The organism is Streptomyces ambofaciens ATCC 23877, assembly GCF_001267885.1.
Classification (GTDB): Bacteria; Actinomycetota; Actinomycetes; order Streptomycetales; family Streptomycetaceae; genus Streptomyces; species Streptomyces ambofaciens.
Window position 1 is genome coordinate 3,651,207 of record NZ_CP012382.1, and the last position, 24,717, is coordinate 3,675,923.

At 76.0% G+C, this 24,717-nt stretch carries 18 protein-coding genes; 13 read left to right on the top strand and 5 right to left on the bottom strand.

The annotated features are described in order from the left end of the window. Position 1: 1 nt before the first annotated feature. A complete protein-coding gene (locus SAM23877_RS16195; RefSeq protein WP_053133103.1) occupies positions 2-979 on the bottom strand; it encodes a bifunctional GNAT family N-acetyltransferase/NUDIX hydrolase in 978 nt (325 codons plus the stop codon). An 83-nt stretch (positions 980-1,062) separates the two neighbouring features. Between SAM23877_RS16195 and SAM23877_RS16200 the strand changes: the two genes are divergently transcribed. Beyond that, positions 1,063-1,563 carry a hypothetical protein gene (locus SAM23877_RS16200; protein WP_053133105.1) on the top strand — a complete coding sequence of 167 codons (501 nt, stop codon included), beginning with the start codon at positions 1,063-1,065 and terminating at the stop codon, positions 1,561-1,563. A gap of 27 nt (positions 1,564-1,590) precedes the next feature. Here the strand turns inward: SAM23877_RS16200 and SAM23877_RS16205 are convergent, their stop codons facing one another. Next, a complete protein-coding gene (locus tag SAM23877_RS16205; protein ID WP_079030242.1) occupies positions 1,591-2,280 on the bottom strand; it encodes a pentapeptide repeat-containing protein in 690 nt (229 codons plus the stop codon). Between the two features lie 148 nt (positions 2,281-2,428). On the opposite strand from SAM23877_RS16205, the gene SAM23877_RS16210 reads away from it, so the two are divergent. Together SAM23877_RS16210 and SAM23877_RS16215 are read left to right on the top strand one after the other, a co-directional pair. Then, positions 2,429-3,598 (top strand): NAD(P)-binding protein, encoded by a 1,170-nt coding sequence (locus SAM23877_RS16210; protein WP_053133109.1) that lies wholly within the window; start codon positions 2,429-2,431, stop codon positions 3,596-3,598. Positions 3,599-3,661: 63 nt separating this feature from the next. Beyond that, positions 3,662-5,164, top strand: a complete 1,503-nt coding sequence (locus SAM23877_RS16215; RefSeq protein ID WP_079030243.1) for an MFS transporter — start codon at positions 3,662-3,664, stop codon at positions 5,162-5,164. Between the two features lie 292 nt (positions 5,165-5,456). On the opposite strand, the gene SAM23877_RS16220 is transcribed toward SAM23877_RS16215, so the two are convergent. Next, on the bottom strand, positions 5,457-6,866 hold the full coding sequence (locus SAM23877_RS16220) for an NAD(P)/FAD-dependent oxidoreductase (RefSeq protein ID WP_053133114.1): 1,410 nt from the start codon (positions 6,864-6,866) through the stop codon (positions 5,457-5,459). Between the two features lie 130 nt (positions 6,867-6,996). On the opposite strand from SAM23877_RS16220, the gene SAM23877_RS16225 reads away from it, so the two are divergent. Beyond that, the gene (locus SAM23877_RS16225; protein WP_053133117.1) at positions 6,997-7,878 is read left to right on the top strand and encodes an aminoglycoside phosphotransferase family protein; all 882 of its coding nucleotides are present in this window, start codon (positions 6,997-6,999) and stop codon (positions 7,876-7,878) included. A 211-nt stretch (positions 7,879-8,089) separates the two neighbouring features. Here the strand turns inward: SAM23877_RS16225 and SAM23877_RS16230 are convergent, their stop codons facing one another. Next, positions 8,090-11,389, bottom strand: a complete 3,300-nt coding sequence (locus tag SAM23877_RS16230; protein ID WP_079030244.1) for an AAA family ATPase — start codon at positions 11,387-11,389, stop codon at positions 8,090-8,092. A 300-nt stretch (positions 11,390-11,689) separates the two neighbouring features. Between SAM23877_RS16230 and SAM23877_RS16235 the strand changes: the two genes are divergently transcribed. The 3 genes from SAM23877_RS16235 (at position 11,690) to SAM23877_RS16245 (ending at position 15,413) form a co-directional block, all read left to right on the top strand. Further along, positions 11,690-12,373, top strand: coding sequence for a helix-turn-helix transcriptional regulator (locus SAM23877_RS16235; protein ID WP_053133121.1), 684 nt, complete (start codon positions 11,690-11,692; stop codon positions 12,371-12,373). A gap of 152 nt (positions 12,374-12,525) precedes the next feature. Continuing rightward, positions 12,526-13,257 carry a Pvc16 family protein gene (locus SAM23877_RS16240; protein WP_053133124.1) on the top strand — a complete coding sequence of 244 codons (732 nt, stop codon included), beginning with the start codon at positions 12,526-12,528 and terminating at the stop codon, positions 13,255-13,257. A 155-nt stretch (positions 13,258-13,412) separates the two neighbouring features. After that, positions 13,413-15,413, top strand: coding sequence for an ATP-binding protein (locus SAM23877_RS16245; RefSeq protein ID WP_079030732.1), 2,001 nt, complete (start codon positions 13,413-13,415; stop codon positions 15,411-15,413). A 45-nt stretch (positions 15,414-15,458) separates the two neighbouring features. Here the strand turns inward: SAM23877_RS16245 and SAM23877_RS16250 are convergent, their stop codons facing one another. Continuing rightward, on the bottom strand, positions 15,459-16,892 hold the full coding sequence (locus SAM23877_RS16250; RefSeq protein ID WP_079030245.1) for an RICIN domain-containing protein: 1,434 nt from the start codon (positions 16,890-16,892) through the stop codon (positions 15,459-15,461). Between the two features lie 337 nt (positions 16,893-17,229). Here SAM23877_RS16250 and SAM23877_RS16255 point away from each other — a divergent pair, with 337 nt between their 5' ends. The 6 genes from SAM23877_RS16255 (at position 17,230) to SAM23877_RS16285 (ending at position 24,707) form a co-directional block, all read left to right on the top strand. Beyond that, on the top strand, positions 17,230-18,831 hold the full coding sequence (locus SAM23877_RS16255; protein WP_053133131.1) for a phage tail sheath subtilisin-like domain-containing protein: 1,602 nt from the start codon (positions 17,230-17,232) through the stop codon (positions 18,829-18,831). A 72-nt stretch (positions 18,832-18,903) separates the two neighbouring features. Then, complete coding sequence (locus SAM23877_RS16260) at positions 18,904-19,350, top strand: phage tail protein (RefSeq protein ID WP_053133134.1); 447 nt, start codon at positions 18,904-18,906, stop codon at positions 19,348-19,350. Beyond that, positions 19,350-19,856, top strand: a complete 507-nt coding sequence (locus SAM23877_RS16265) for a hypothetical protein (protein WP_053133137.1) — start codon at positions 19,350-19,352, stop codon at positions 19,854-19,856. Before SAM23877_RS16260 ends, SAM23877_RS16265 begins: the two co-directional genes overlap by 1 nt. Beyond that, positions 19,853-20,011: a DUF6760 family protein gene (locus tag SAM23877_RS40240; protein ID WP_167355230.1), complete on the top strand. Its 159-nt coding sequence runs from the start codon at positions 19,853-19,855 to the stop codon at positions 20,009-20,011. Before SAM23877_RS16265 ends, SAM23877_RS40240 begins: the two co-directional genes overlap by 4 nt. Before the next feature lie 3,630 nt (positions 20,012-23,641). Further along, the gene (locus SAM23877_RS41265) at positions 23,642-24,160 is read left to right on the top strand and encodes a hypothetical protein (protein WP_053133147.1); all 519 of its coding nucleotides are present in this window, start codon (positions 23,642-23,644) and stop codon (positions 24,158-24,160) included. Between the two features lie 124 nt (positions 24,161-24,284). Continuing rightward, positions 24,285-24,707 (top strand): phage tail protein, encoded by a 423-nt coding sequence (locus tag SAM23877_RS16285; protein WP_053133150.1) that lies wholly within the window; start codon positions 24,285-24,287, stop codon positions 24,705-24,707. The last annotated feature ends 10 nt before the right edge of the window (positions 24,708-24,717 follow it).

Genomic DNA, 24,717 nt, shown 5'->3' on the forward strand with positions numbered 1-24,717 from the left:
CTCAGTCCCCGCTGCCGCCGGCACGGTCGAACGCGTCGAGCAGCCGGGCCAGGTCCGGGGGCCAGAGCGGCTCGGGGGCCTCGGCGAGTTCTTCCCGGGTCCACCACCGCCAGGTGAGGATGCCGTCCGCGGCGTGGGCGGCGGCGAGATGGGGCCCGGTGGGTTCGCGGCGGGGGCCCCGGGCGACGTAGACGTGCTCGTGCTGACGGACGGGTCCGACGCTCAGGTGGGTGAAGTCGTGTTCCCAGGCGCACAGCAGCGGGCCGGGTTCCAGGTCGGTCCAGCCGGTCTCCTCGCGCAGCTCGCGCAGGGCACCCTCGCGCGGCCCCTCGTCCGCCTCCAGGCCGCCGCCGGGCATCGCCCAGTACACGCCGACCTCGACGTTGTCGTACCGGAAGAGGAAGACCGCGCCCTCGGGGTCGAGCACGGCGACGCGGGCGGCGCGGCGCGGGGTGCGCGACAGCCCGTCCAGCGGCTTGCGCAGCACCGTGCAGGGACGGCCGGGACCAAGGTCCCCGCGGTGGTCGACGACCGTGTAGCCGAGGGCGGTCCAGAAGGCGAGGGCGGCGGTGTCGCCGTCCAGGACGGCCAGCCGCACGGCGGTGCGCCCTTCGGCGCGGAAGCGGTCCTCGACGAGGGAGGCGAGCCGTCTGCCGTGCCCCTGCCGTCGCAGGTCCGCGTCCACCATCAGCAGGCCGATCCACGGGTCCGGGTCGGCCGGGTCCGGATGCCGGGCGAGCGTGACCGCGCACCCCACCAGCCGGCCCGCGTCCCTGGCGAGCAGCACCTCGGCGCCCGGCTGCGCCAGCTCCTCGGCCAGCGCCGCCGCCACCTGCTCCGGCCGGATGTCGTCCGGGTCGGGGAAGTCGCCGCTCAGCGCGTGGAAGGCGCGGTGGGAGGCGTACAGGGCGGTGAGCTCGGTGAGCAGGGGCCGCGGGATGTCCCGGTCGGGGGTGAGCGGGAGGCGGCTGAGGATCACGGAGGGCAACCTATCCGACGCCCGCGGCGGCCGGAGCGGCCCGCGGCGGCGCGCTGTCCGGCCGCCGTGACACCATCACCTGCGTGCTCGACATCGGCTACGCCCTCTCCAACCGCTTCCCCGACCCGCCGCAGACGGACTACCGCCGGGCGGACGTGCGCGCCCTGCGGCACGACCTGTTCTGCGGGGACGTGTACCTGGCCGACACCAAGGCGGACCGGGAGTTCTCCACAGCCTGGGGATGGGTGCCGGTGCTCGACTTCGCCTGGGCGCTGTGCGACATCGTGGAGCGCGTCGACCGGGACCCGGCGGGCTCCCGGGCGGCCCGGCCGCAGCGGGCGGAGCTGGACTTCACCGAGTCCACCGACCGCCTGCTCTTCGAGCGCCGCTTCGGCTGGGTCGACATCGAGGCGGAGTGGCTGCCGGCGACCGAGCCGCCGCTGTCCTTCTCCCACGCGGAGCTGCGCCGGGAGGCCCGGGACTTCCTGCACGACCTGCTCGCCGACCTGACCGACATGCACGACGACCTGGCGGACAACCCGGCGATCTGGACCCTCCAGGCCCGCTTCCCGCGGGTCTCCTGACGACCGGGGAGCGAGCCGGGCGGCGCCCTACTCCGCGAGTACCCGCAGCCCCAGCTCCGCCGCCAGCACCGGCGCCAGGTCCAGGAGCTGGGCGGGGCTGATCACCGAACCCGACAGCCGGTCCACGCCCCGGGCCAGCTCCAGCGGGGACGCGCCGCGCAGGTCGACGTCCGTGAGGGCCGCCGCACTGAAGTCCGCCCCCTTCAGGGCGCAGTCCACGAACTCGACCCGCTCCAGACGGGCGCCCCCGAAGTCCGGCTCCACCAGGACGCAGCCCTCGAAGACGACGTCCTTGAGCCGGGACCGGCGCAGGTTCAGGTAATCGATCTTGCCGCCGCGGACCAGGACCCGCTCCAGCACGGCACCGTGCAGCTGGGTGCCGCCCAGACGGGCGTCGACCAGCTCGACGTCGCGCAGCGTCGCCTCGGCGAGCCGCGTGCCGACGCCCCGGACGCCGGTGAGGACCGAGTCGAGCACCCGGGCCCGGGTCAGCGACGTCTCGTCCAGCACGCACCCGGTCAGCGCGCAGTCCATGAAGCGGGCACCGGCGCCGTCCTGCCCGGCGAGGTCCCGCTCCCGGAACTCCAGCCCGTCGTAGTCCCCGTCCGCCTCCAGCCCGCCGCCGTCGTACGGCTCCAGCGGCGGCAGCCGCACCTCGGGGCGCCGCGCCGCCCGCACCGTCGCCGTACCGCCGCCGCCCACCGCTCTCCTCGCCATGCCCCCATGCTGCACCCCACCACCGACAGCCCGCGACGAGCCGCGCGAACGCCCTCGCGCCGGGGTATGTCACATCCGGCGGTCCCGCGAGCGTCGTACACCGGAAAGGCACCACCCACGGCGACCCCGAGCAGAGGGAGACCCAGCCATGCATCGCATCACCGTCATCGGCGGCGGCTTCGCCGGACTGACCGCGGCCATCACCGCCGCCGAGGCGGGCGCCAAGGTCACCGTCCACGAGGCACACCACACGCTCGGCGGACGCGCCCGGACGGCCGACGGCCCCTACCGGACCAACGAGGGACCGCACGCCCTCTACAACGGCGGCCCGCACTGGGCGTGGCTCAGGCAGCGCGACCTGATCGGGCCGCTCGCGCCCCTGCCGCCGCTGGAGGGCGCCCGGCTGCGGCTGCGGCACAAGGGCAGGCTGCGCCGCACCCCGCCCCTCGCCCTGCTCAAGCTGCTGCGCCCGGGCGTCGGACGGGCCCCCGTGGACACCGACTTCCTGACCTGGGCCACCGGTGTCGCCGGTGAGGAGGGGGCGCGGGCCGCCGCCCACTTCTGCGCCGTCGCCGTGTTCCACCACGACCCCGGGTCGCTGTCCGCGGCCTTCGTGCAGGAGCGGCTGCGCCGGGCCGCCAAGCTGCCGCCCGAGGCGCACTACCCGCGCGGCGGCTGGTCCTCGGTGATCGACCGGATGGCCGCCCTGGCGTGGAACCTCGGGGTCCGGGTGGAGACGCTCTCCCGCGTCGACACGCTCCCCACCGACGCCCCCGTGGTCGTCGCCACCTCCCTCGACGCCGCCCGCCGCCTGCTGGACGACCCCGCGCTCACCTGGCCGAGCGGGCGCACCGCCTTGATCGACCTGGCCGTACTGACCCGGCGCGGGGACGCCTTCGCCGTGTCCGACCTGGACGCGCCGGGCTGGATCGAGCGGTTCACGGCGCAGGACCGCACCCTGGCGCCGGCGGGCGAGCAGCTCGTCCAGGGGCAGATCCCCCTCGCGCCCGACGAGTCCAGGGCCGACGGCACCGCCCGTGCCGAGGAGCTGCTCGACCTCGGTCTCCCCGGTTGGCGCGAGCGCCTCACCTGGCGGCGCGAGGCGATCGCGAACGGCCGTACCGGTGCCGTCGACCTGCCCGGCACCACCTGGCGCGACCGGCCCGCCGTCGACCGCGGCGACGGGGTGTACCTCGCCGGGGACCAGGTCGCCGCGCCGGGCCTGCTGTCGGAGGTGTCCTTCAACAGCGCCTTGACGGCGGTGTCCCTCGCGCTCGGCAGGCGCGAGCTCGACCTCGGGCACACGCGGGGCCGTTGAGCGGGGTCCACCCGCACGCCCACCCCTGATGCGACATGCCCCGATCCATGGTCTTCTGGCCAGATGAGTGGCACCCGGACAGGAGAGCCGGCCGCGCCCACGCACTCCGATCCCCGCCGCTGGTGGGGACTGGTGGTGATCGCCCTGGCCCAGCTGATGGTCGTCCTCGACGCGACCATCGTGAACATCGCGCTGCCCTCGGCACAGCGCGACCTGGGCATGACCGACGGCAACCGGCAGTGGGTGATCACCGCCTACACCCTCGCCTTCGGCGGCCTGCTGCTGCTCGGCGGCCGGATCGCGGACCTGGTGGGACGCAGACGCACCTTCGTCATCGGGCTGATCGGCTTCGCCGCCGCGTCCGCGCTCGGCGGTGCCGCCACCACCCCGGCGATGCTCTTCGGCGCCCGCGCCCTCCAGGGCGTCTTCGCCGCCGTCCTCGCGCCGTCCGCGCTGTCCCTGCTGGCGACCACGTTCACCGAACCGAGGGAGCGCGGGAAGGCGTTCGGCATCTACGGCACGCTGGCGGGCAGTGGCGCGGCGGTCGGTTTCATCGTCGGCGGTGTGCTCACGGAGTACCTGAACTGGCGCTGGTGCCTGTACGTCAACGTCCCCATCGCCGTCGCCGCCGTGATCGGCGCCTTCGTGCTGCTGCCCGACCGCCCCGGCACCACCGGCGCCCGCCTCGACGTGCCCGGCGTGTTCCTGGGCTGCGGCGGCCTGGTCGCGCTGGTCTACGGCTTCAGCGAGGCGCAGCCCCGCGGCTGGACCGATCCGCTGGTGCTGGCGCTGTTCGCCGCGGGCGTCCTGCTGCTGGTGGTCTTCGTGTGGTGGCAGGCCCGGGCGTCGAGCCCGCTGCTGCCGCTGCACGTGATCCGGGACCGCAACCGCGCCGGCTGCTTCCTGACGATGATGCTGGCCGTCATCGGCATGTTCGGGATGTTCCTGTTCATGACCTACTACCTCCAGGAGATCCTGGGCTACTCCCCCGCCAGGACCGGCTTGGCCTTCCTGCCGATGACGATCATGATCGTCATCGGCTCCACCCAGATCTCGGCCCGGCTGCTGCGCCACGTGGGCCCGCGCATGCTGATGGTCCCCGGCATGCTCCTCGCCTGCGGCGGCATGGTGATCCTCACGCAGATGACCGTGGACTCCCGGTACGCCACCGAGCTCCTGCCCGCCCTGCTGCTGATGGGCCTCGGCATGGGCCTGACCTTCATGCCGGTCTTCTCCACCGCCACCGCCGGGGTCGCCCCGCGGGACTCCGGCGTCACCTCGGCGACGGTCAACACCTCGCAGCAGGTGGGCGGCTCGATCGGCACGGCGCTGCTGAACACGATCGCGACCAGCACCGGCGCGTCCTACATCGCCTCCCACCTCACCGACCCGTCCGGGCGGGCGCAGGTCGTGCGGGAGGGCATCGTCCACGGCTACACCGTCGCCATCTGGCTGGCCGCCGGCATCATGCTGCTGGCGGCCCTGGTCGCGGGCCTGATGGTGACCGCCAAGGCCCCGAAACACGGCGTCCCGGCCGACCGGCCGGTGCCGGAACCGGTGGCCTAGGGGGAAGGGGCCCCGCCGGCCGCGGGGCCCCTGCGAGCGCCCGGCCGCGGGCGGCGGGCGTCCCCCTCGCGTCCGGCCACGGGGCCCCTGCGAGCATCCGGCCGCGGGCGGCGGGCGTCCCCCTCACCACGCGGCGCGGGTTCGACAGGGCCCCACCGGCGCGGGGGTGGGCCCGGAGGGGAGCCGCCGGGTGGCGGGCCGGGGTCAGGCGCGGGGGCAGAGCCGCCGGGTGGCGGGCTGGGTCAGGCGCGAGGGCGGGCCCGGCGGGGAGCCGCCGGGTGGCGGGCCGGGGTCAGGCGCGGCCGGAGACGCGGTCCGCGATGCGGGCCAGGCGGGAGGAGCCGGCGCTGCGGGTGGTGCGTTCGCGCCGGTCCGCCTCGCGGTAGACCGCGTACATGCCCTGCACGCCGAGCCAGCGCAGCGGCTCCGGTTCCCAGCGGCGTACCCGGTGGCCGACCCAGGGCAGGTCGGTGAGGCCGGTGCGGCCGCCCTGGCCCGAGTCCCGCTGGACCAGGTCGCGCAGGGTGCGGGCGGCGAGGTTGGCGGTGGCGACGCCGGAGCCGACGTAGCCGCCCGCCCAGCCGAGGCCCGTCGAACGGTCCAGGGTGACGGTCGCGCACCAGTCGCGGGGCACGCCGAGGACTCCCGACCAGGCGTGCTCGATCCGCAGTCCGTCCAGGGCGGGGAAGAAGCGGACCAGGATCTCCCGCAGCGCCTCGACCGTCTCCGCCCGGGTGGTGCCGTCGTTGTCGGTGCGGGAGCCGAAGCGGTACGGCACCCCGCGCCCGCCGAGCGCGATCCGGCCGTCGGCGGTGCGCTGGGCGTACATGTAGGCGTGCGCCAGGTCGCCCAGGGTCTCGCGGCCCGTCCAGCCGACCGCCTCCCACTGCTCGTCGGTCAGCGGCTCGGTGGCGATCATCGACGAGTTCATGGGCAGCCAGGTCCGCCGCTGGCCCTTGAGCGAGGCGGTGAAGCCCTCGGTGCAGCGCAGCACGTACGGCGCGCGGACGGTGCCGTAGGGGGTCACCGCGTGCCGGGGGCGGATCTCCGTGACCGGCGTCGACTCGTGGAGGGTGACGCCGAGGCGCTCGACGGCCGCCGCGAGGCCCTTCACCAGCTTCACGGGGTGCAGCCGGGCCCCGTGCGGGGTCCAGGTCGAGGCGACCGCGTCGGCGACCCTGATCCGCTCGGCCGTCTCCCGGGCGCCGTACAGCTCCCGGTCCTTCTCGCCGAACGCCAGCTCGGCCTCGTGGAAGGCCCTCAGCCGGGCCGCCTGCGCGGGTGTGCACGCCACTTCGAGCACCCCGCCCCGGTGGATGCCGGCGTCGATGCCCTCGGCCGCGGCGACCCGGATCACCTCGTCGACGGTGTCGTTCATCGCCCGCTGGAGCCGCACCGCCGCCTCGTGGCCGTGCAGCTTCGCGTACCGGTCGCGGCCCGCGACGCCGTTGTAGAGCCAGCCGCCGTTGCGGCCGGAGGCCCCGTAGCCGCAGAACTTCTGCTCCAGGACGGTGATCCGCAGGAAGGGCGCGGCCTGCTTCAGGTAGTAGGCCGTCCACAGGCCGGTGTAACCGCCTCCCACGATCACCACGTCCGCCGACGCGTCGCCGGCGAGGGGTTCGCGGGCCGCGGCCGGGAGCCCGTCGTCCGCGTACCAGAAGGAGATGCCACCGTTGACGACGCCACTGGTCGAGCTGCTCATGGCCTGGACGTTAGCCCTGGTGAACGGCGCCTGTCTCCTTCGGATTCCGTCGAATTCCCCGGCCCCGCGGCCCCCGGGAGCCGGAAAACGCCGTGCCCGCCGTGCCGCCCCCCGGGTAGCGTCGGCCGACGTGATCGACGTTCCGCAAGCGCTCGCCGCGTCGCAGGCGAAGTACAACGGGGAGGCGGGCCGCGCCTTCGTGGAAGGGCTGCCCGCGCTGGCGGCCGGATTCCTGGACCGCTGGGGGCTGCGCCTCGACGGGCCCTCGATGCACGGCTGGGCGGCCCTGGTACTGCCCGTGGTGCGCCGCGACGGCACACCGGCGGCACTGAAGCTCCAGATCCTCGACGAGGAGACCGAGGGCGAGCCCGTCGCCCTGCGGAGGTGGGACGGGGACGGGGCGGTACGGCTGCTCGACCACGACCCGGCCACCGGCACCATGCTCCTGGAGCGCCTGGACCCGCACCGGACACTCAGCCACGTCGAGGACTCCCGGGAGGCGGTCCTCGCCCTGGCCCGGCTGCTCGCCCACCTCACCGCCACCCCCGCGCCGCCCGGCGTGCGCCGCCTCGGCGACATCGCGCGGGGCATGCTGGAGCGGACGCCGTGGACGCTGGACCGCATCCCGGACCCGGCGGACCGACGCCTGGTCGCCGACTGCGCCGCCGCCGTGCGCGAGGTCGCGGACGAGCCCGGCGACCGGCTGCTGCACTGGGACCTGCACTACGAGAACGTCCTCGGCTCCGACCGGGCCCCCTGGCTCGCCATCGACCCCAAGCCGCTGGCCGGCGACCCCGGCTTCGACCTGCTGCCGGCCCTCGACAACCGCTACGACCCGGACGAGACGCGCTGGCGCTTCGACGCCATGACCGACGTCCTCGGCCTGGACCGGGAGCGGGCCCGGGCCTGGTCCCTCGGCCGCGTCCTGCAGAACAGCCTGTGGAACGTCGAGGACGGCGACCCGCTGGAGACCGCCCAGCTGGAGATCGGGCGGCTGCTGCGGGCACTCTGAGCGGTCGGGGGGAAGGCCGAGTCCCGGTCGGAGGGAGGCTGAGGCCCGGTCGGGGACACGGTCGTTCCCGTGGGGTGCATCCGCAGCCGGTCGTCCGCCGGCTGCTCGCCGAGACGGCGGACGGCAGCGGGCCGCGGCCCCCGGAGGGACGTCCGGCACCCGAGGGACGTCCGGCACCGGCCGAACCCCGGTCCTGGGCGGTGACGGGACCTCAGTCCTGCGCGGTGCCGGGGGTGCGGGGCGTGCCGGTGATGCCGGTGATGCCGATGGTGCCGTTCGTGCCTACGGTGCCGGTGGTGTCGGCGGTGCCGGTCGTGCCGTCGGGAGCTGGGTGGGCGTCGCGGCGCCGGCCACGGCCCAGCGCGTCGGGCAGCTCGGTCCTGCGGCGTATCCGCAGTTTCCGGTACGTGCTGGTGAGGTGTGTCTCCACGGTGCGCCGGGCCAGGTGCAGCAGTTCGGCGATCTCCGTGTTCGTACGGCCGTCGGCGGCCAGTTCGGCGATCCGGCGTTCGCTGCCGGTCAGCGCGCCCGAGCCGGTCCGGGCCGTCGCCGGACCCCGGGCGCCGCTTCCGCGCAGCGCCTGTCCGACCAGGGTGAGGAGCCGTTGGGCGCCCTTGCGTTCGGCCAGCTCCGCCGCCTCGCGCAGGCAGTCGCGGGCCCGGCCGCGTTCGCCGGCGGCGGTGAGCTGACGGCCCTGGGCGAGCAGCGCCGGGATCAGCTCCATGTCGGCGTCGGCGGGCGCGTCCCGCAGGGTCCGTACGGCCTCCTCGGCCAGCTCCAGACCGCGTCGCCCGCCGGTCGCGGTGCCCAGCACGCGCAGGGCGCGGCCCACCGTGCGGGGGGTGTTCCACACCCGGGCCAGCCGCAGTTCCTCCGTCGCCAGGGCCAGCGCCTCCTGGCCGCCGCCCAGCGCCAGCCGGCACTCCGCGACCGCCGTCCGCCACGGGGTGACGACCGGGCTGACGACCTCGCGGGCGGTCTGGCGCCGTCCGCACTCCAGGAAGTCGTGGAGCGCGCCCGCCGGGTCGCCGGTGGCGGCGCGCAGCACGCCGCGGGCGTACAGGAAGCGGTTCAGTTCCCAGTTCTCCGGCACCGCACGCAGGTCGAACCGGTCGGCGAAGCGCCGCGCCTCGTCGGTGCGGCCGGTGTGGACGAGCGCCATCAGGACGTGGGCGTCCCGGTTGGAGGGGCCGGTGCGGGACGGCGAAGGGCGCCCCGGTCCGCCGTCGGCGGCGAGCAGACGGGCGTGGTCGCCGCGGGCCGCGGCGATGTCCGCGCGGGTGTTGAGGAGCGCGTGCTGCATCGGGTGCAGCAGGGCGGGGTGCTGCCCGGCCAGGCCGCGTTCCACGAGCCGGTCCGCCTCGTCGAGTTCATCGGCCCACTGGGCGACCGCGGCGGCCGTGCCCAGCAGGAAGGGCTCGGCGAGCGGGTCGGTGGGCTGTGCCAGCAGGGCCCGCACGCGGGTCATCGCCTCCTCGGCGGAGATCAGCGCGGCCGTCGCCGCGTACCGCACGAGCAGGGCCTGTCCGGCGGTGCCCACCAGCTCCGGGGAGTTCGCGCCGGTCTCGCACAGCGACCGGTACACCTCCTGCCGGGTCGCCAGGTCCTCGTCGGACAGCAGCGCGCCGGCGGTCTGCACGGTGCGGGTGAGCCCCGGGTGGCCGGACAGCCTCCCCTCCGTGCGGCGCAGCACCTCCATGGCGGTACGGATCTCGCCGCGGCCGGCCAGGGCGGTGCCGAGGGCCACGGCCGTCCGGACCCGGTTGCGGGGGTCGGCCGGCAGGTGCTGGGCCTCGGCGAGCCGCGCGATGGCCGCCGGGGTGTCGGCCGACGCGTACTCCAGTGACCCCAGTTCGGTCAGCAGCCGCTGGCGGAGGTCGTCCGGCAGCGGTTCGTCCAGCACCCGGCGCAGATAGCCGACGGCGTCGTCGGGACGGGCGTCGTGCACGGCGACCGTGACGGCGTCGCGCAGGACGCGCAGCGCCCAGGGCAGGCCGACGGCGGGTGTCCGCAGGAGATGCCGGGCGACCGCCTCGACCCGGTCGCCCCGGCGCAGCATCACCTCCGCCGCGACCCGGTGTGCCGCCTCCCGCCGGGACCTCGGCCAGCCGGTGAGCACGGCGTCGCGCAACAGGGGGTGAGCGTAACGGGGTTGACCGGTGGCGTCCGGTCGCAGGAGGCCCAGCCGGGTCATGGCCGCGAGCCACCCGGCGACCCGGGCGGGGTCGGCGCCGGCCGCCTCGGCGAGCAGGAGGTGCCGCGCGTGCGGATCGCGCCCCCCGCCCCCCGCGTCCCACGCGTACCGGTCGCGTTCCGTGCGTCGCGGGTAGAGGTCCGGGCCCGGCGGTCCCGGGTGCTCGGGCGCCGGGACGGTGTCCCTCCCCGACGACGTGCCCGGGGACGTGGCGGCGGGGCCGGCCTCTCCGCGGGCGGCCGGCGGGACGGACGGGGCGTCCCGCGGGCCCGGCGGCCAGGCCTGCTCCAGCGTCGCGAGGCAGCGGGCCACGTCGACGGTCGCGGGGCCGGCGCCGCTCAGCCACCAGGAGACGGCCGCCGGGTAGGCCCCCGGGTACAGCGCGGCAGAGGTGTCGGGCAGGGGCGGGACGCCCTGGGCGGGCGGGAGTCCTACGGGGTGCGGGGCGCCGCCGGTGTGCGGGTCTCCGCCGACGTGCGGGTCTCCGGCGGCGTGCGGGTCGCCTTCAGCGCGCGGATCGTCCTCGGCGTACGGGACACCCTCGGCGTTCAGGACACCACCAGCGTGCAAGTCGCCCCCGGCGTACGGGACACCCCCGGCATACGGGACACCCTCGGCGTACGGGTCGCCCCCGGTGTGCGGGATGCCGCGCAGGTCGTCGAGGAGGGCGTGGAGCAGGAGGGGGCTGCCGGCGCCCGCCCGTACGCATTCCGCCGTCCAACCCGGTCCGGCGGCGGGGAAGGCGGCGCGGACCAGACCGGCCGCCGCCGCGTCGGAGAGCGGGGCGAGGGTGTGGGTGCGCACGAGGGACGGGGACAGGGCCTGGGTGAGTCCGGCGGGGCGCGGGTCGATGTCGTACTGGCTGCGCTCGGTGGCCACCAGCAGGACCGGTAATCGGTCCACGCGCCGGGCGGCCTCGACCAGCCAGCGGCGTGAGGAGTCGTCGGCCAGGTGCACGTCGTCCACGGCCAGCAGCAGGGGGCCCTCGGCCGCGTACGAGCGCAGCAGCCGCCACAGCCGGGCCGCGCTGCCGCGGTCGTCGCCGCCGGGCACCAGGTCCGTGAACTCCGAGACCGGGCCCAGGAGATGCAGGACCGTGGCCAGCGGCACCCCGGTGTCCTCGGGCGAGCAGCGGGCCCGCAGCACCCGCAGGCCGCGCTCGGCGGCGTGCCGGGCGGCGGCCTCCAGGACGGCGGTGCGGCCGGTGCCGGTGGCGCCGCGCAGCAGGACGAGGCCACCGGTGCCGGCCCGGGTGCGTTCGGTCTCGGCCGCGAGCAGTGCGAGAGCGTCGTCGCGTTCGCGGAGCGGTCCGGTCATCGCTGCCTCCCGTGCTGGATGATGCTCCCCCGGTCTGTGAGACGTGGCAATCGGCTCCGGGGTGGTGTGAAGTGGCCCACCTCACCCTCACCGCGGGCCTTCCCCCGTCGCCGCGACACGGCGCTGACCTGCCGCGACGCCCGCCCGATGGCCGGTCCGCCGGGCCGGCCGCGCTGGTCTCGTGGTGCGCCTCGTGGTCCTCCACGATTGCGCTCGCCCCAGCAGTCCCAGAAGTGTGGAAGACGCTCATCCGCCACCGGCCCGCGCCGGACGGCGGGCTTCTGAACAGGGGGGAAACGGTTGCTCAACTCACCCCGGACCACCATCACGTCCACCCTCGGCGCCGGCGGGGCCGTCGGCGTCACCGACCGGCGCGTCCCGGTGGCGGTGTCCGCTCCGGACCCGATCAGCCGCGAGGGCGCGGTCAGCCAGTTGCGCCGCCACCCCGAGATCGATCTGCGCGAGGAGTCCGGCCCCGGCACGGTGGCCCTCCTCATCGCGGACGCGCTCGACGAGGCGGCGCTCACCCGGCTGCGCCGGCTCGTGCGCAGCGAGGGCGCGCGCGCCGTGCTGGTGGTCGGCACGATCCGGGAGAGCGAACTGCTGGACGTCGTCGAGTGCGGCGTCGGTGCCATCGTCTGGCGGCACGAGGCCACCGCCCACCGGCTGGTGCAGGCGGTGCTGGCAGCCGCCCGCGGTGACGGGGACCTGCCCGCCGACCTGCTGGGCCGGCTCATCAGCCAGGTGGGCACGCTGCACCGGGGCGCGGCGGGCCGCCCCGGCGCCCCCTCGCTGGGGCTCGCACCCCGCGAGGTGGACGTCCTGCGACTGGTCGCCGAGGGTCTCGACACCGGTGAGATCGCCGGCAAGCTGTCCTACTCCGAACGGACCGTCAAGAACGTCATGCACGGGCTCACCACCCGGCTCCATCTGCGCAACCGCGCCCATGCCGTGGCCTATGCCCTGCGGGAAGGTTACATCTGACCGAACGGGCAATCGAATGCGGCCCCTTGGGGTCGCAGGGGCAGGCCGGCCTGCCCGGCCACCGTCCCCGGCGTGCCTGCGGGCCGGGCGGCGCCCGGGGCACGATCGATGACGCAGGGCGGCGGGCGGGACGGCAGGGCGGGAGCGCAAGGGTGATCCACGAGGTGGACGAGGTCCTCAAGAGCCTCCTCGGCGGCGGAGCGCTGACGGGCTCGGGCATCGACGTGTCCTTCGAGGCACCCACCCGTGACTGGGCGGCCCGGCGCAACGCCCCTGTGGTCAACGCCTATCTGTACGACATCCGCGAGGACGTGGCCCGGCGTCAGAGCGGCCGGGTCTCGGTGCGCGACGAGCGCGACATCGAGGTGCGGCGCCGCAGGCCCCCGCGCTGGTTCCGGCTGTCGTACCTGGTGACGGCCTGGACGAAGACCCCGCAGGACGAGCACCGGCTGCTGTCCGCCGTGCTGGCGACTCTGCTGCCGCGCGAGGTCCTGGCACCAGCCGAACTCCCGCCCGGCCTGCGGGCCCTGGAGCTGTCGATGCCGCTGACGGTGGCCGGCACCCAGACGGAGTCCCGTTCCCTCGCGGAGATCTGGTCCGCCCTCGGCGGCGAGCTGAAACCGTCCCTGGACCTGGTGGTGACCGTTCCCTTCCCCGCCTTCCCGGAGTACGACGCCGGGCCCCCGGTCACGGAGGGCGCGGTGGTCCGGGTGCGCGAACTGCCGGGCGAGCCGGCCCGGTCCGGCGAACGCTCCCACCGGCCCCACCAGGTGGCGGCCGCCCGCACCGCCCGCAAGGCCGCGGTCCCCCGCAAGGCCGCAGCCCCCCGCGAGGACCCGGCCGCCCGCGAGGACGCCGCGGACCGACGCGCGGACCGGCGGTGAACGCCTCCACCGGGGAGGCACCGGCAGCCGCCCCCGGCCCCGGCCCCGCGACCGCCGACCCACATGACCCGTACGACCCGCGTGACCCGCACGACCCGCACGACCCGCACGACCCGCACGACCCGCACGACCCGCACGCCGAGCCCGCGCACGCCCTGCTCGGCCGCCTGTCCGCGCTGCGGGAACGGGTGACCGCGCTGGTCGAGCACCGGGCCGCCGGCGACCCCACGGCCGAGGACCCGCTGCGCGGCCTGTACCTGTCCGACGACGCCGTGCGCCACCTGCTGCGTACCTGGCCGGCCGCCGGCACCCCCGGCGGCGCCGGTGCCGTTCCGCGGCCCGCCTCGGCCGACGGTCCCGCCGGTGCCGGTGCCGGTGCCGGTGACCGGCTGGCGCTGCTGGCCGGACGGACCGGGCTGACCGAGCTGGACACCGCCGTCCTGCTGATCGCCCTCGCCCCCGACGTCGACCGCACCTTCGAGCCGCTCTACGGCTACCTCAACGACGACGTGGGCCGCCGCCGCGCCACCGTGAGCCTCGCCCTCGAACTGTGCGGCGTGCCCGCCCACCTGGCGGCGGTCCGCGCCCGCTTCCACGCCTCGGCACCGCTGCGCGCCCTCGGGCTGCTGGAGGTGGAGGAATCCGAACGGCCCTTCCTCTCCCGCTCGTTGCGCATACCGGACCGGCTGGCCGGCCATCTGCTCGGGGACGACACACCGGACGCAGCCCTCCTCGGCCGCCTGCACCCGCTGCCGGACCCGCTGCCCGCGGGCGGTGACGCCGACGCCGACGCCTTCGTACGCCACCTGGCGGCCCGTCTGCACGACGGCCCGCTCACCGTCTACCTCCGCGAACAGCGCGAGGGGGACGGACTGGCCGCGCTCGCCTCCGTCCTGCGTACCGCCGGTCTCGGCGCGCTGTGCTGCTCGGGGACCGAGGACGACCTCCCCGGAGTTCCCGAGCTGCTGCGCGAGGCCCGCCTCGGCGGCCGGGCCGTCGTGGTGTCGGCCCTGCCCGAGCGGCCGGGCCCGCTGGTGCGGGCGCTGACCGCGGCGGCGGACGTGACCGTGCTGCTGACCGACCCCCGCCCGTACGACCCGCACTGGTCGCCGGCCGACCCCCTGGTCCTGGACGCCCCCGGCCGCCGGGCCGGCGGTGCCGCCGCCTGGCGGGCCGCCCTGGGCCCGGACGCCGACGGGTTCGACCTGGCCACCGCCGTCGCCCCCTACCGGCTGGGCGGCGACCGGATCCAGCGGGCCGCGCACGCCGCCCGTGCCCTCGCGGCCTTCGACGGCGGCCCGGTCACCGCCGACCACGTCCGGCTCGCGGCCCGCCGGCAGTCGGCCTCCGGTCTGGAGAGCCATGCCCGGCGGATCCGTCCCGCCGTGGACTGGCGGGACCTCGTCCTGCCCGAAGCACCCCTCACCCAGCTGCGCGAACTCGCCCTGCGCGCCCGCCACCGCGACCGTGTCCTCGGCGACTGGCGGCTCAGCGCGGGCGGCGGACGGGGCCGGGGCGTCCTCGGCCTGTTCGCGGGCGAGTCCGGCACCGGCAAGACCCTGTCGGCGGAGGTGGTCGCGGCGGACCTGGGCCTGGACCTCTACGTCGTCCAGCTGTCGTCGATCGTGGACAAGTACGTCGGCGAGACCGAGAAGAACCTCGAACGGATCTTCACGGAGGCCGACCGCACCGACGCCGTACTCCTCTTCGACGAGGCCGACGCCGTCTTCGGCAAGCGCTCCGAGGTCAAGGACTCGCACGACCGGTACGCCAACATGGAGAGCGCCTATCTGCTCCAGCGCCTGGAGTCCTTCGACGGCATCGCCCTGCTCACCACCAACCTGCGGGCCAACATCGACGAGGCGTTCACGCGGCGCCTGGACCTGGTGGTCGACTTCCCGTTCCCGGACGCCGGTCAGCGGCTGGCGCTGTGGCGGCACGGCCTGTCGCACGTCCCGTCCGCCGAGGGCATCGACCCGGGCCCGCTGGCCCGCGACTTCGAGCTGGCCGGCGGGTCGATCCGCAGCGCGGTGGTCACCGCCGCCTACCTCGCCGCCGGTCGCGGGGACCACGTGACGGCGGGCGACCTCTTGGAGGGCGCCCGCCGCGAGTACCGCAAGGCCGGCCGGCTGGTGCCCGGCGAGGGCGGCTGGTGACGGCCGGCCGCAGGCCGTCCCCGACCGTCAGACCGTCCCCGGCCGTCAGGCCGTCTTCGGCCGGACGATCCTCCACTCCTGGTCGCCGCTGCTCGTGCAGGTGGAGATCCTCAGCCGGGCGAAGAGCGGACCGTTGGCCTCGTCCACGTCCAGGCACGTGTTGTTGCTGGCGAAGTTCCGGATCCAGTAGTCGCCGCTCGGCTGCTTGTCGATCCACCAGAGCTGGTTGTCGGCGGTCGTACCGTCGCAGTGGAACTCGGCGACGGGCGTCCCGACCGGCCGGGACCCGTACTCGCCCAGGTCCATGCAGAGTTGGTCCTTGATGTTCCGGATCTGGAAGAGGGCCACCCCGGCGGGACCCTTCTCCGGCTGCACTTCGAGGTCCCAGATCTGGTTGTCCCCGTCGGTGTCGTCGCAGACGGCCTGCTGGACCGGGCCGTTGATCTCCCCCTTCTCCCGTCCGGGGAGTTCGGCGCACATGTCGCTGGCGGTGTTGCGCAGCAGGACGTTCTCGGCGGGCACCACGGGCTTCTTCGGTGCGGGCTTCTTCGACTCTCCGCCGCCACCCCCACCGCCGCCGCCCCCGCCGTTGTTCTCGGGTTCCTCGGAGGCCGGCTGCTCGGGCGGCGCCGGCACCTCGGCGGGCGACTCGGCCGCGCTGGGCAGCGTCTCCGGGCTGGCGCTGGGGCTGGGCGCGAGCGCGCTGCCGGCGTTCTCCACCTGCTCGGTGGCGCTGGTGCGGACCTGCGGCTTGTAGGCGATCCAGATCATGACGAACGCGATGGTCAGGGCCAGGACGATGCCGAAGGCCCCCGCGAGCCAGCCTGGCAGGAACCCGCGCTGGACGTAGGTGCCCTCGACCTCCGTGGGCTCCACCCCGGAACGGCGTACCGCCAGCGTGTAGGGCCGCTCCTCCTTCGACCCGAACCAGATGATCTGCCGCGGCTTCAGCGTCGTCTCCACGAACGCCGCGCGGCCCGGGTCGATCTGCACGTTCCCCGGACGGATCTCGTACGACAGGTGGTCCCCGTTGTCACTGCCGGCGACCGACGCGGTCACCTTGGTGTTGCCGAGGTTGTCCACCGCCAGCCGCGGTCGCCCCCGGAACCGGCCCTTCACCGTCGGCGGCACCAGCTCGGCCCGCACCTCGGTGAACGGCGTGATCGTGAGGTTCCCCTCCGGGACCGTCACCGCGTCCGGATGCTCGGTCGGCGTGATCCGCACCGCGTACGGGTTCGGCCCGGCGGTCGCGTCGGGTGTCCGGGGCGGCGCGAACGTCAGCTCCACCGTGCCCGTCGTCCCCGGGTAGAGCCGCAGCGTCTGCGGCTCCACCGTCGTCCAGGGCGCGACGTCCCCCACGGGCTCGAACCGGTACTCGTCGACGACATCACCGGTGTTGCGCACCCGCAGCCGCACACGCGTGCTGCTGCCGGGATCCACGGTGGCGGACGCGGGCTCCAGGGAAGTCCAAAGGCTCACACACCGACGCTACGGCGCCTCCGACGGCCCGTCAGGAGCCGCGAGGGCAGCACGGGTTGCCCTCAGGGGCCGACCTGTCCGCGCCCGGAGCGCGTGGCCCTTCCCACCAGGGAGTCGAGGGTCTCGGTGTGCCGGCCCTCGATCGCCGCCACCGCGACGGGCGGAGTCGAGGCGGTGCCGCCGCCCCGCCCGGCGGCCGGGCGCCCACCCTGCCCCAACGGGCACAGCCGGGGGCAGGTTCGGTGCCCCCGCTCCGGCACCCCGGGACGTTTCGGCGGGATCAACGCGCGCGCGAGGGTGAGGGGCGTCCTGTCTCGTACCCCGAGGAGAGCAGAGCATGCCGTCCTACCTGTCGCCCGGCGTCTACGTCGAGGAGGTGGCCAGCGGCTCGCGCCCGATCGAGGGGGTGGGCACCTCGGTGGCGGCCTTCGTCGGGCTCGCGCCGACCGGCCCGCTGAACGAGCCCACGCTGGTGACCAACTGGACGCAGTACGTCGCGGCCTTCGGGGACTTCACCGACGGGTACTACCTCGCGCACTCCGTCTACGGGTTCTTCAACAACGGCGGCAGCGCGGCGTACGTCGTCCGCGTCGGCGGCTCCGCCGAGGACGCCGCCGCGGGCCGGGACGGTACGTCGGCTCCCGCCGAGGTGACGGGGACCGCCGCCCCGGCCGCGCTGCCCGCCGCCGAGCCCGCGCAGCTCGGCACGTTCGCCGTGACGGCCACCGCCGCCGGTCAGCACGGCCCGCTCTCCGTCGAGGTCGCCGACCCCGAGGGCGAGGGCCCCGCCGAGCGCTTCAAGCTCGTCGTCAAGGACGGCGACAAGCCGGTCGAGACGTTCGACGTGAGCGCCAAGAAGGGCAACCGCTCCTACGTCGTCACGCAGGTGAAGGAGCGCTCCAAGCTCATCACCGTGACCGAGGCCGCGCCCACCGCGCAGCTGGCCCGGCCGGAGAACCAGAGCCTGACGCTGCCGGCCCCGCCCGCCGCCGCCCCCGCCGCCCCGGTCGAGAAGGGCGAGAGCGCGCACCCCGGCCCGGCCCACTACCTCGGCGACTCCGCCGACCGCACGGGCTTCGGCGGCCTGGAGGCCATCGACGAGATCTCCATGGTCGCGGTGCCCGACCTGATGGCCGCCTACCAGCGCGGCGCGATCGACCTGGAGGCCGTCAAGGCCGTCCAGCTCGGCCTCATCGCGCACTGCGAGCTGATGGGCGACCGCGTCGCCGTCATCGACCCGCCGCCCGGCCAGAACGCCCGTCAGATCCGGGTCTGGCGCCAGGAGACGGCCGGCTACGACTCCAAGTACGCGGCCCTGTACTACCCCTGGATCAAGTCCTTCGACCCGGCCTCCGGCCAGTCCCGCCTGATCCCGCCGAGCGGCCACGTCGCCGGCATCTGGGCCCGCAACGACACCGAGCGCGGCGTGCACAAGGCCCCCGCCAACGAGGTCGTCCGCGGCGCCGTCGACCTGGAACTCCAGATCACCCGCGGCGAGCAGGACCTGCTCAACCCGATCGGCGTCAACTGCATCCGCGCCTTCCCCGGCCGCGGCATCCGCGTCTGGGGCGCCCGCACCCTCTCCTCCGACCCGGCGTGGCGCTACCTGAACATCCGCCGGTACTTCAACTACCTGGAGGAGTCGATCCTGATCGGCACCCAGTGGGTGGTGTTCGAGCCGAACGACCACAACCTCTGGGCCCGCATCCGCCGCAACGTCTCGGCGTTCCTGGTCAACGAGTGGCGCAGCGGTGCCCTGTTCGGCCAGAGCCCGGCAGAGGCGTACTACGTGAAGTGCGACGAGGAGACCAACCCGCCGGAGTCGGTCGACCTCGGCCGGGTCGTCTGCGAGATCGGCATCGCGCCGGTCAAGCCCGCCGAGTTCGTGATCTTCCGGCTGGCGCAGTTCTCCAGCGGCAGCGGCGAGCTGGAGGAGTAGGACACCCGTCCGCCGCCTCCCGGGCCCCCGCCCCTCCCTCCTCCATAGATTCCTCAGAAGGACAGCGAACACATGGCTCTGATGCCGGGTGACTCCCTCACAGCGAACAACTTCGGGCTCCAGATCGACGGCGTGATGGTCGAGTACCTCGCCGAGGTCAACGGTCTCACCCTCGAACAGGACGTCATCAAGTACCCGCAGAACAACAGCACCACCGGCAAGCACGAGACGGCCGTGCTCCCGGGCAACAAGAAGGACGGTCAGTGCACCGTCGTGCGGGGCATGACCCAGTCGTCGTCGTTCACCCAGTGGATCAACGACTCCATGAACGGCCGGATGTCCACGGCGCGCAAGAACGCCTCCATCATCCTGATGGACTCGGAGGACACCCCGGTCAAGCGCTACAACCTGCGCAACGCCTGGTGCAGCAAGATCGACGCCAGCGCGGTGAAGGCCGGCGACACCTCCGCGCTGACCGAGACGGTCACCATCGTGTTCGAAGAACTGGTCATCGAATAATGCGGCGCGCGGCTGTCGGGGCGCCCGTCGCGGCCCCCGAGGACCCCCAGACCGCGGCGGCGGGAGCGGACTTCCCCCGTTCTGCTTCCGCCGCCGCACCCACGGAGACACCTGCCGAAGCGGCACCGCGGCAGCAGCTGCGCACCGAGTTCCCCTTCGAGCTGCCGCGCGGCTACGTCGACGACTCGGGCACGGTGCACCGGGACGGTGTGATGCGCCTGTCGACGGCGCGGGACGAGCTCATCCCGCTGCGCGACGTGCGGGTGCAGGAGAACCCGGCGTACCTGTCGGTGGTGCTGCTCGGCCGGGTCATCACCCGGCTGGGCACGCTGGCGATGGTGCACGACGGGATCGTGGAGAACATGTTCGCCTCCGACCTCGCGTTCCTCCAGGACTTCTACCGGCAGATCAACGCGGAGGGCCACACCCGCGCGGCCGTCCAGTGCCCGCACTGCACGGAGCCCTTCGAGGTGGAACTCGGCGGGAGCCGCCTGGGGGAATCGTGACGTACGCGACCGACCGGCTGCACGAGGAGATCGCGTACGTCGCCTACCACTTCCACTGGAGCCTGGAGGCGATCCTGGACCTGGAGCACCAGGACCGCCGCCGGTACACGGACCAGATCGCGTCCCTCGTGACGCGGGGCGCGGCGGGGGGCTGAGCGGTGGGATTCCTGGACCGGCTGCGAGGCCGTCGCGACGGGCCGCGGGACGGTGCCGGCGGGAGCACGCCTCCCGCCGTGCCCACCGGCTCGGCCACGGGCGGCGGCCCGGTGGGCACGGCGAGTGCGGCGAGTACGGCAAGTACGGCGGACGCGTCGCGTACGGCGGGTACGGCGGCGGGGGTGCCGCGTACGGCGGACGGTGCGTCTCGTACGGACGGTGCGTCTCGTACGGACGGTGCCTCGCGTACGACCGAGCCCGCGCCCGTGGCCGTCGCCGCCTGGACGGGCCTGCCGCCGATCCAGCGGGCGACGGGGAACGCGCGCACGGGAGTCGCGGACGCCGGGTTCGGCGGCCGGCTGCCGACGTGGCAGAACCCGTCGTTCACGGGGGCGCCGTCCCCCGCGGTACTGAACCCGGCGGCGGGCAGCGGCATGCTGTCCGGCGCGTTCACCGAGCCGGCCCGGCCGGGGGCGGGGCTCCAGGGTCCCGCTCCGTCGCAGCCGTCGGCATCACCGGCGGGCACGGCCCCGGTGCAGCGGATGCCGGTCGCGCCGCTGCGGGCGCTACCCGCGACGGCCCCGTCCGCGCCCTCGGGCCCCGTGCGGGGCACGGGTGCGGGACCGGCCGCCTCACCTGCGACGGCGCCCTCGGGCGCGTCGCTCCCGGCGTCCACGGCACCGGCCCCGCCGGTCCGACGGACGCGTCCCACCGATCCGGCCTCGTCCGACGCACCGGCGAGCGCGCCCACCCGGGCCGCCCGTGGGATCCGCGTGTCACCGGTGCCGTCCGCCGCGCCCCGCCCCCGGCACCCCCTGACCCAGGCCCCCTCCGGGTCGGCGGCCGTGCAGCGCCGGTCCCTGCCCGCGAGCCGCCGGACCACGAACGCCCCTTCGGGCCCCCCGGGAACGGCACCGTCGTCGGCGGACGGTGACCGAGGAGACCCCGGCGCGGCCCCGGGCCCGGCCTCCTCCCCGGCACGCCCGTCCGGCGCCGGGGCGACCACACCCACGGCGCCGAACGGCGCCACGGCCACCGGTGCGCCGGTACGGGGAGCGGAGCGGCCGCAGGGCAACCCGCCGGCCGGCACCGGCACCCCGACGGCGACCGCACCCGGCGGCGACGCCACGGCCGGCCTGCCCGTACAGCGCGCGGTGCCACGCCCCGGCCCCGGCCCGCGACCCGCCGACCGGCGCCCCGAGCCCGCGGCCACGCCCACCGCCCCCGCCCGCGGCACGGCACCCACCCCCGCCACCAGCGCCAACGGCACGGCAGCCGCACCCGTACAGCGCGCCACACCACGGCCCGGCCCCGCACCGACCACCACCGCACGGCACACCGCCCCGGCGCCGGCACCCGCCACGCCCGGCGACAGCTCGCCGACCGGCACCCCCGTACAGCGCGCGAGGGCGCGGACCGGCCCCGCACCGACCACCACCCCGGCTCCCGCACCCGCCACGCCCGGCAACGGCACGACAGCAGGGGCCCCACCGCAGCGGTCGGTACCCGGCGCCGCCCCGGTCGCCGGTACCGAACCCGTCAAGGGCGGCCGCACGCCCTCGCCGGACGCAGGCAGGCCGGTACAGCGCGCCGTACAACAGCCCGGCACCACCGCGGCCGACGGCGGCGCCATCCGGCCGGACCGTTCCACGCCTACCGCCAACCGGACCACGCCCGCACCCGGCGCCGACACACCGGTGCAGCGTGCCGCGGCCGGGCCCGACCCCCACCGGAGCGGCGCGAGCAGCCGCCGTCCGGCACACCCGGCGGTACCCCCGTCGTCCCCCGAGACGCCTCGCAGCGCCTCCACGCCCGACGTCGCCTCCGCCACCGGCCGTTCGGCCACCGCGGCCCACGGTGCGTCCGGCGTTCTCCCGGTCCAGCGTGCGGCGGCACGGCCCACCCCCGGCACGCCCACGTCCGGCACCGGCACCGCGCGCGCCGGCCGCGCTCCGGCGGCGTCGTCATCGCGTCCGCCCCAGTCGCCGTCGTCGTCTCAGTCGCCGTCTCAGTCACCGTCACCGTCTCAGTCACCGTCACCGTCGTCGTCTCCGTCGGGAGCCACCCCGCCCGCCGGCCGACCGGCCGGCGAGCGTGCGACGGGCGGCACCCCGGCCCCACGCGTCATGCCTCCGCGCGACCACCCCTCCGCCACCGGCCCCACACCGGCCGCACCCGCCCGCACCTCGACGCCGGGCACCCCGAGCACCCCGAGCACCCCTGGCACCCCTGGCACCCCGGTCCAGCGATCGGCCCCTCCGCCCGACCGCTCCACCGCGGCCCCCGGGAAGCGCGACGCAGGCCGCGCCGACACGGCACCCCACGACTCCGCCCCCCGGGCCGGCGCCACGCCCGGCTCCCCGCCCCGACCGGCGTCCACGATCCCGCCGGTGCAGCGAGCGGCGATCCGCACCCACCCGACTTCGGCCCCGGGCAACGGCGCGGCCACGCCCCCGGCCTCCCGGCCACCGACCGGCAACACCCTGCCGTCGGGCAGCGCCACAGGCCTGCCGTCAAGCAGCCCCGCGGGCGGGGGAAGCGCCCCCGGCATCACCCCGTCCCGCGGCCCGCACGACACGTCCGAGCCGCCGCGCCCCGCCTCACCTCCCGCCTCCCCCGGCCGCCCGCTCGGCCCGACCGGCGCTCTGCCCCCCGTCCAGCGGCAGGCGACGCCCCTCGACCGAGCGAAGCCCCCACGCCCCGCACAGCCCGCACCCCCCGCCCCGGCCGCCCACGCCCGAACCACGCCCACCCCGCTGACCCCCGCCCCCGCACCGCCCCCGCCCACCGGCCCCTCCGCCACCGCCTCGCGCACGACTCCGCCCCCGGTGCAGCGCAGCGTCTCGGCGCCCCGGACGGCCCCGGCACCAAAGGCGCCCACCCCCGAACCCCCCGCCGCCCACCGCGACGCACCCGCCACCGAACCCTCCGCGACCCCCACCGTCGAACCCTCCGCCGCCCGCCTCGCCGCCCCCACCGGCACCGGCGCGGGACCGGTCGCCGTTCCCCCCGCCCGGCCCGGAGCCGGGAAGCCGGCCGCCACCGGCCCCGCACGACCGGTGCAGCGCAGCGTCTCGGCGCCCCGCCCGGGGCTCGGCGGCCCCATGGCGTCCAGGCCCGCCACCGCCGTACGGCCGCCCGCGGCCCCCGCTGCCGTCCCGCCCGCGCACCCGGCCCCCGGCCCGGCACCGTCGGCCCCCTCCTCCCCGGCACCGTCGCCCCTCTCCTCCCCGGCGCCGCGGCGCTCTCCCCTGGGCGCTCCCCTCCCCGCCCCGCCGGCCGACGCCACGTCCCTCACCGCGCGGTCGTCGGCAGCCCCGCCGGCCTCCGGCACCGGCCGCGTCCAGGGCCGTTCACCGTTGCCGCCGGTCCAGCGGGCCACCGCCCCGGCCGGCCCGGCCCCGGTCTCGGCCCCCGCCCCCGCGGCTCCGGTTCCACCCCCCCCCCCCCCCCCCCCCGCCGTACCCGCCGTACCCGTACCGGGGTTCCCGGCGGGTCCCGCGCCCACGACCACCCCGCACCGGCCCGAACCGCCCGTCCAGCGCTCCGCCCGGCCCGCCCCCGCCCAGGCCGTACCCCTGCGCCGGCCCGCCCCCACCGGTGCCGCCGCCTCCAGGACCCCGCTCCCCGTGGCCCCCCTCGCGCCACCCGCGCCGTCACCGTCCGGTACGCCGCACCACCCGGTCGTCGCACCGGCAGCACCGGCAGCGCCGACGGCTCCGGCGGCGGACACCGGCGCCCCCTCGACGCCCGCCGTCCAGCGCCTCTTCGGCCGTCACCGCACCACGGGCGCCCTCGCCGCCGCGGCGTCGGTCGCCGTGTCCGAGACCCTGGGCCGCCTGCAGACCCCGCCACCCCGGCACACCCCGGCCGAACCGCCGCCCCCCTACGCTCCGTCGGGGCCCGGGAGCGCCGTACCGCCCGGCGGCCCGCCCCCGTCGTCGACGCACGTCGCCTCCCCCGCGCAGGAGGACCCACCCCCGGCGTTCACGGCGGTCCCGGCCGGCGGTTTCGACCCGCGCGAACTCTCCGAGTTCCAGCTGGACGAACTGGTGCACCGCATCATCGGCCGCGTCACCCGCCACGTCCGCACCGAACTGCGCATGGACCGCGAACGGATCGGCAGGCTCCGCGACCCCCGCCACTGACCGGCCTCCCCCGGCCCGCACTCCGCGCACCCCGCCCGCCCCCGACCCGACCGCTTCACGCGACACCTGCCATACCTGCGACACCTGCGACACCTGCCACACCCGACAGAAAGGCCCACCTCCGATGCCCCGCCAGGACCCGGGCTCCACGATCTGGTTCACCCTCACCATCGACGGCGAGAGCCTCGGCTACTGGAACGGGTGCGAAGGCCTGTCGTCCCAGGTGGAGATCGAGCAGCGCCAGGAGGGCGGCAACAACGGGTTCGTGTGGCAACTGCCCACCCGTGTCTCCTTCTCCACCATCCGGCTGACCCGCCCCCTCACCCCGGACACGACCAAGGTCGCCAAGTGGATCTCCTCCGTCCAGACGGGGATCAACCGGCCGACCGCGCAGATCTCCGCCCTGCGCGCGGACGGCTCACTGGTCGCCCGCTGGGGGCTCATCGACGTGCTGCCCGTCAGCTGGCAGGGCCCCAGCCTCGACCCCGGCAACCCGGCCGTGGCCAACGAGGTACTGGAGATCACCCACCACGGCTTCACCGACTGACGGCGCCGCG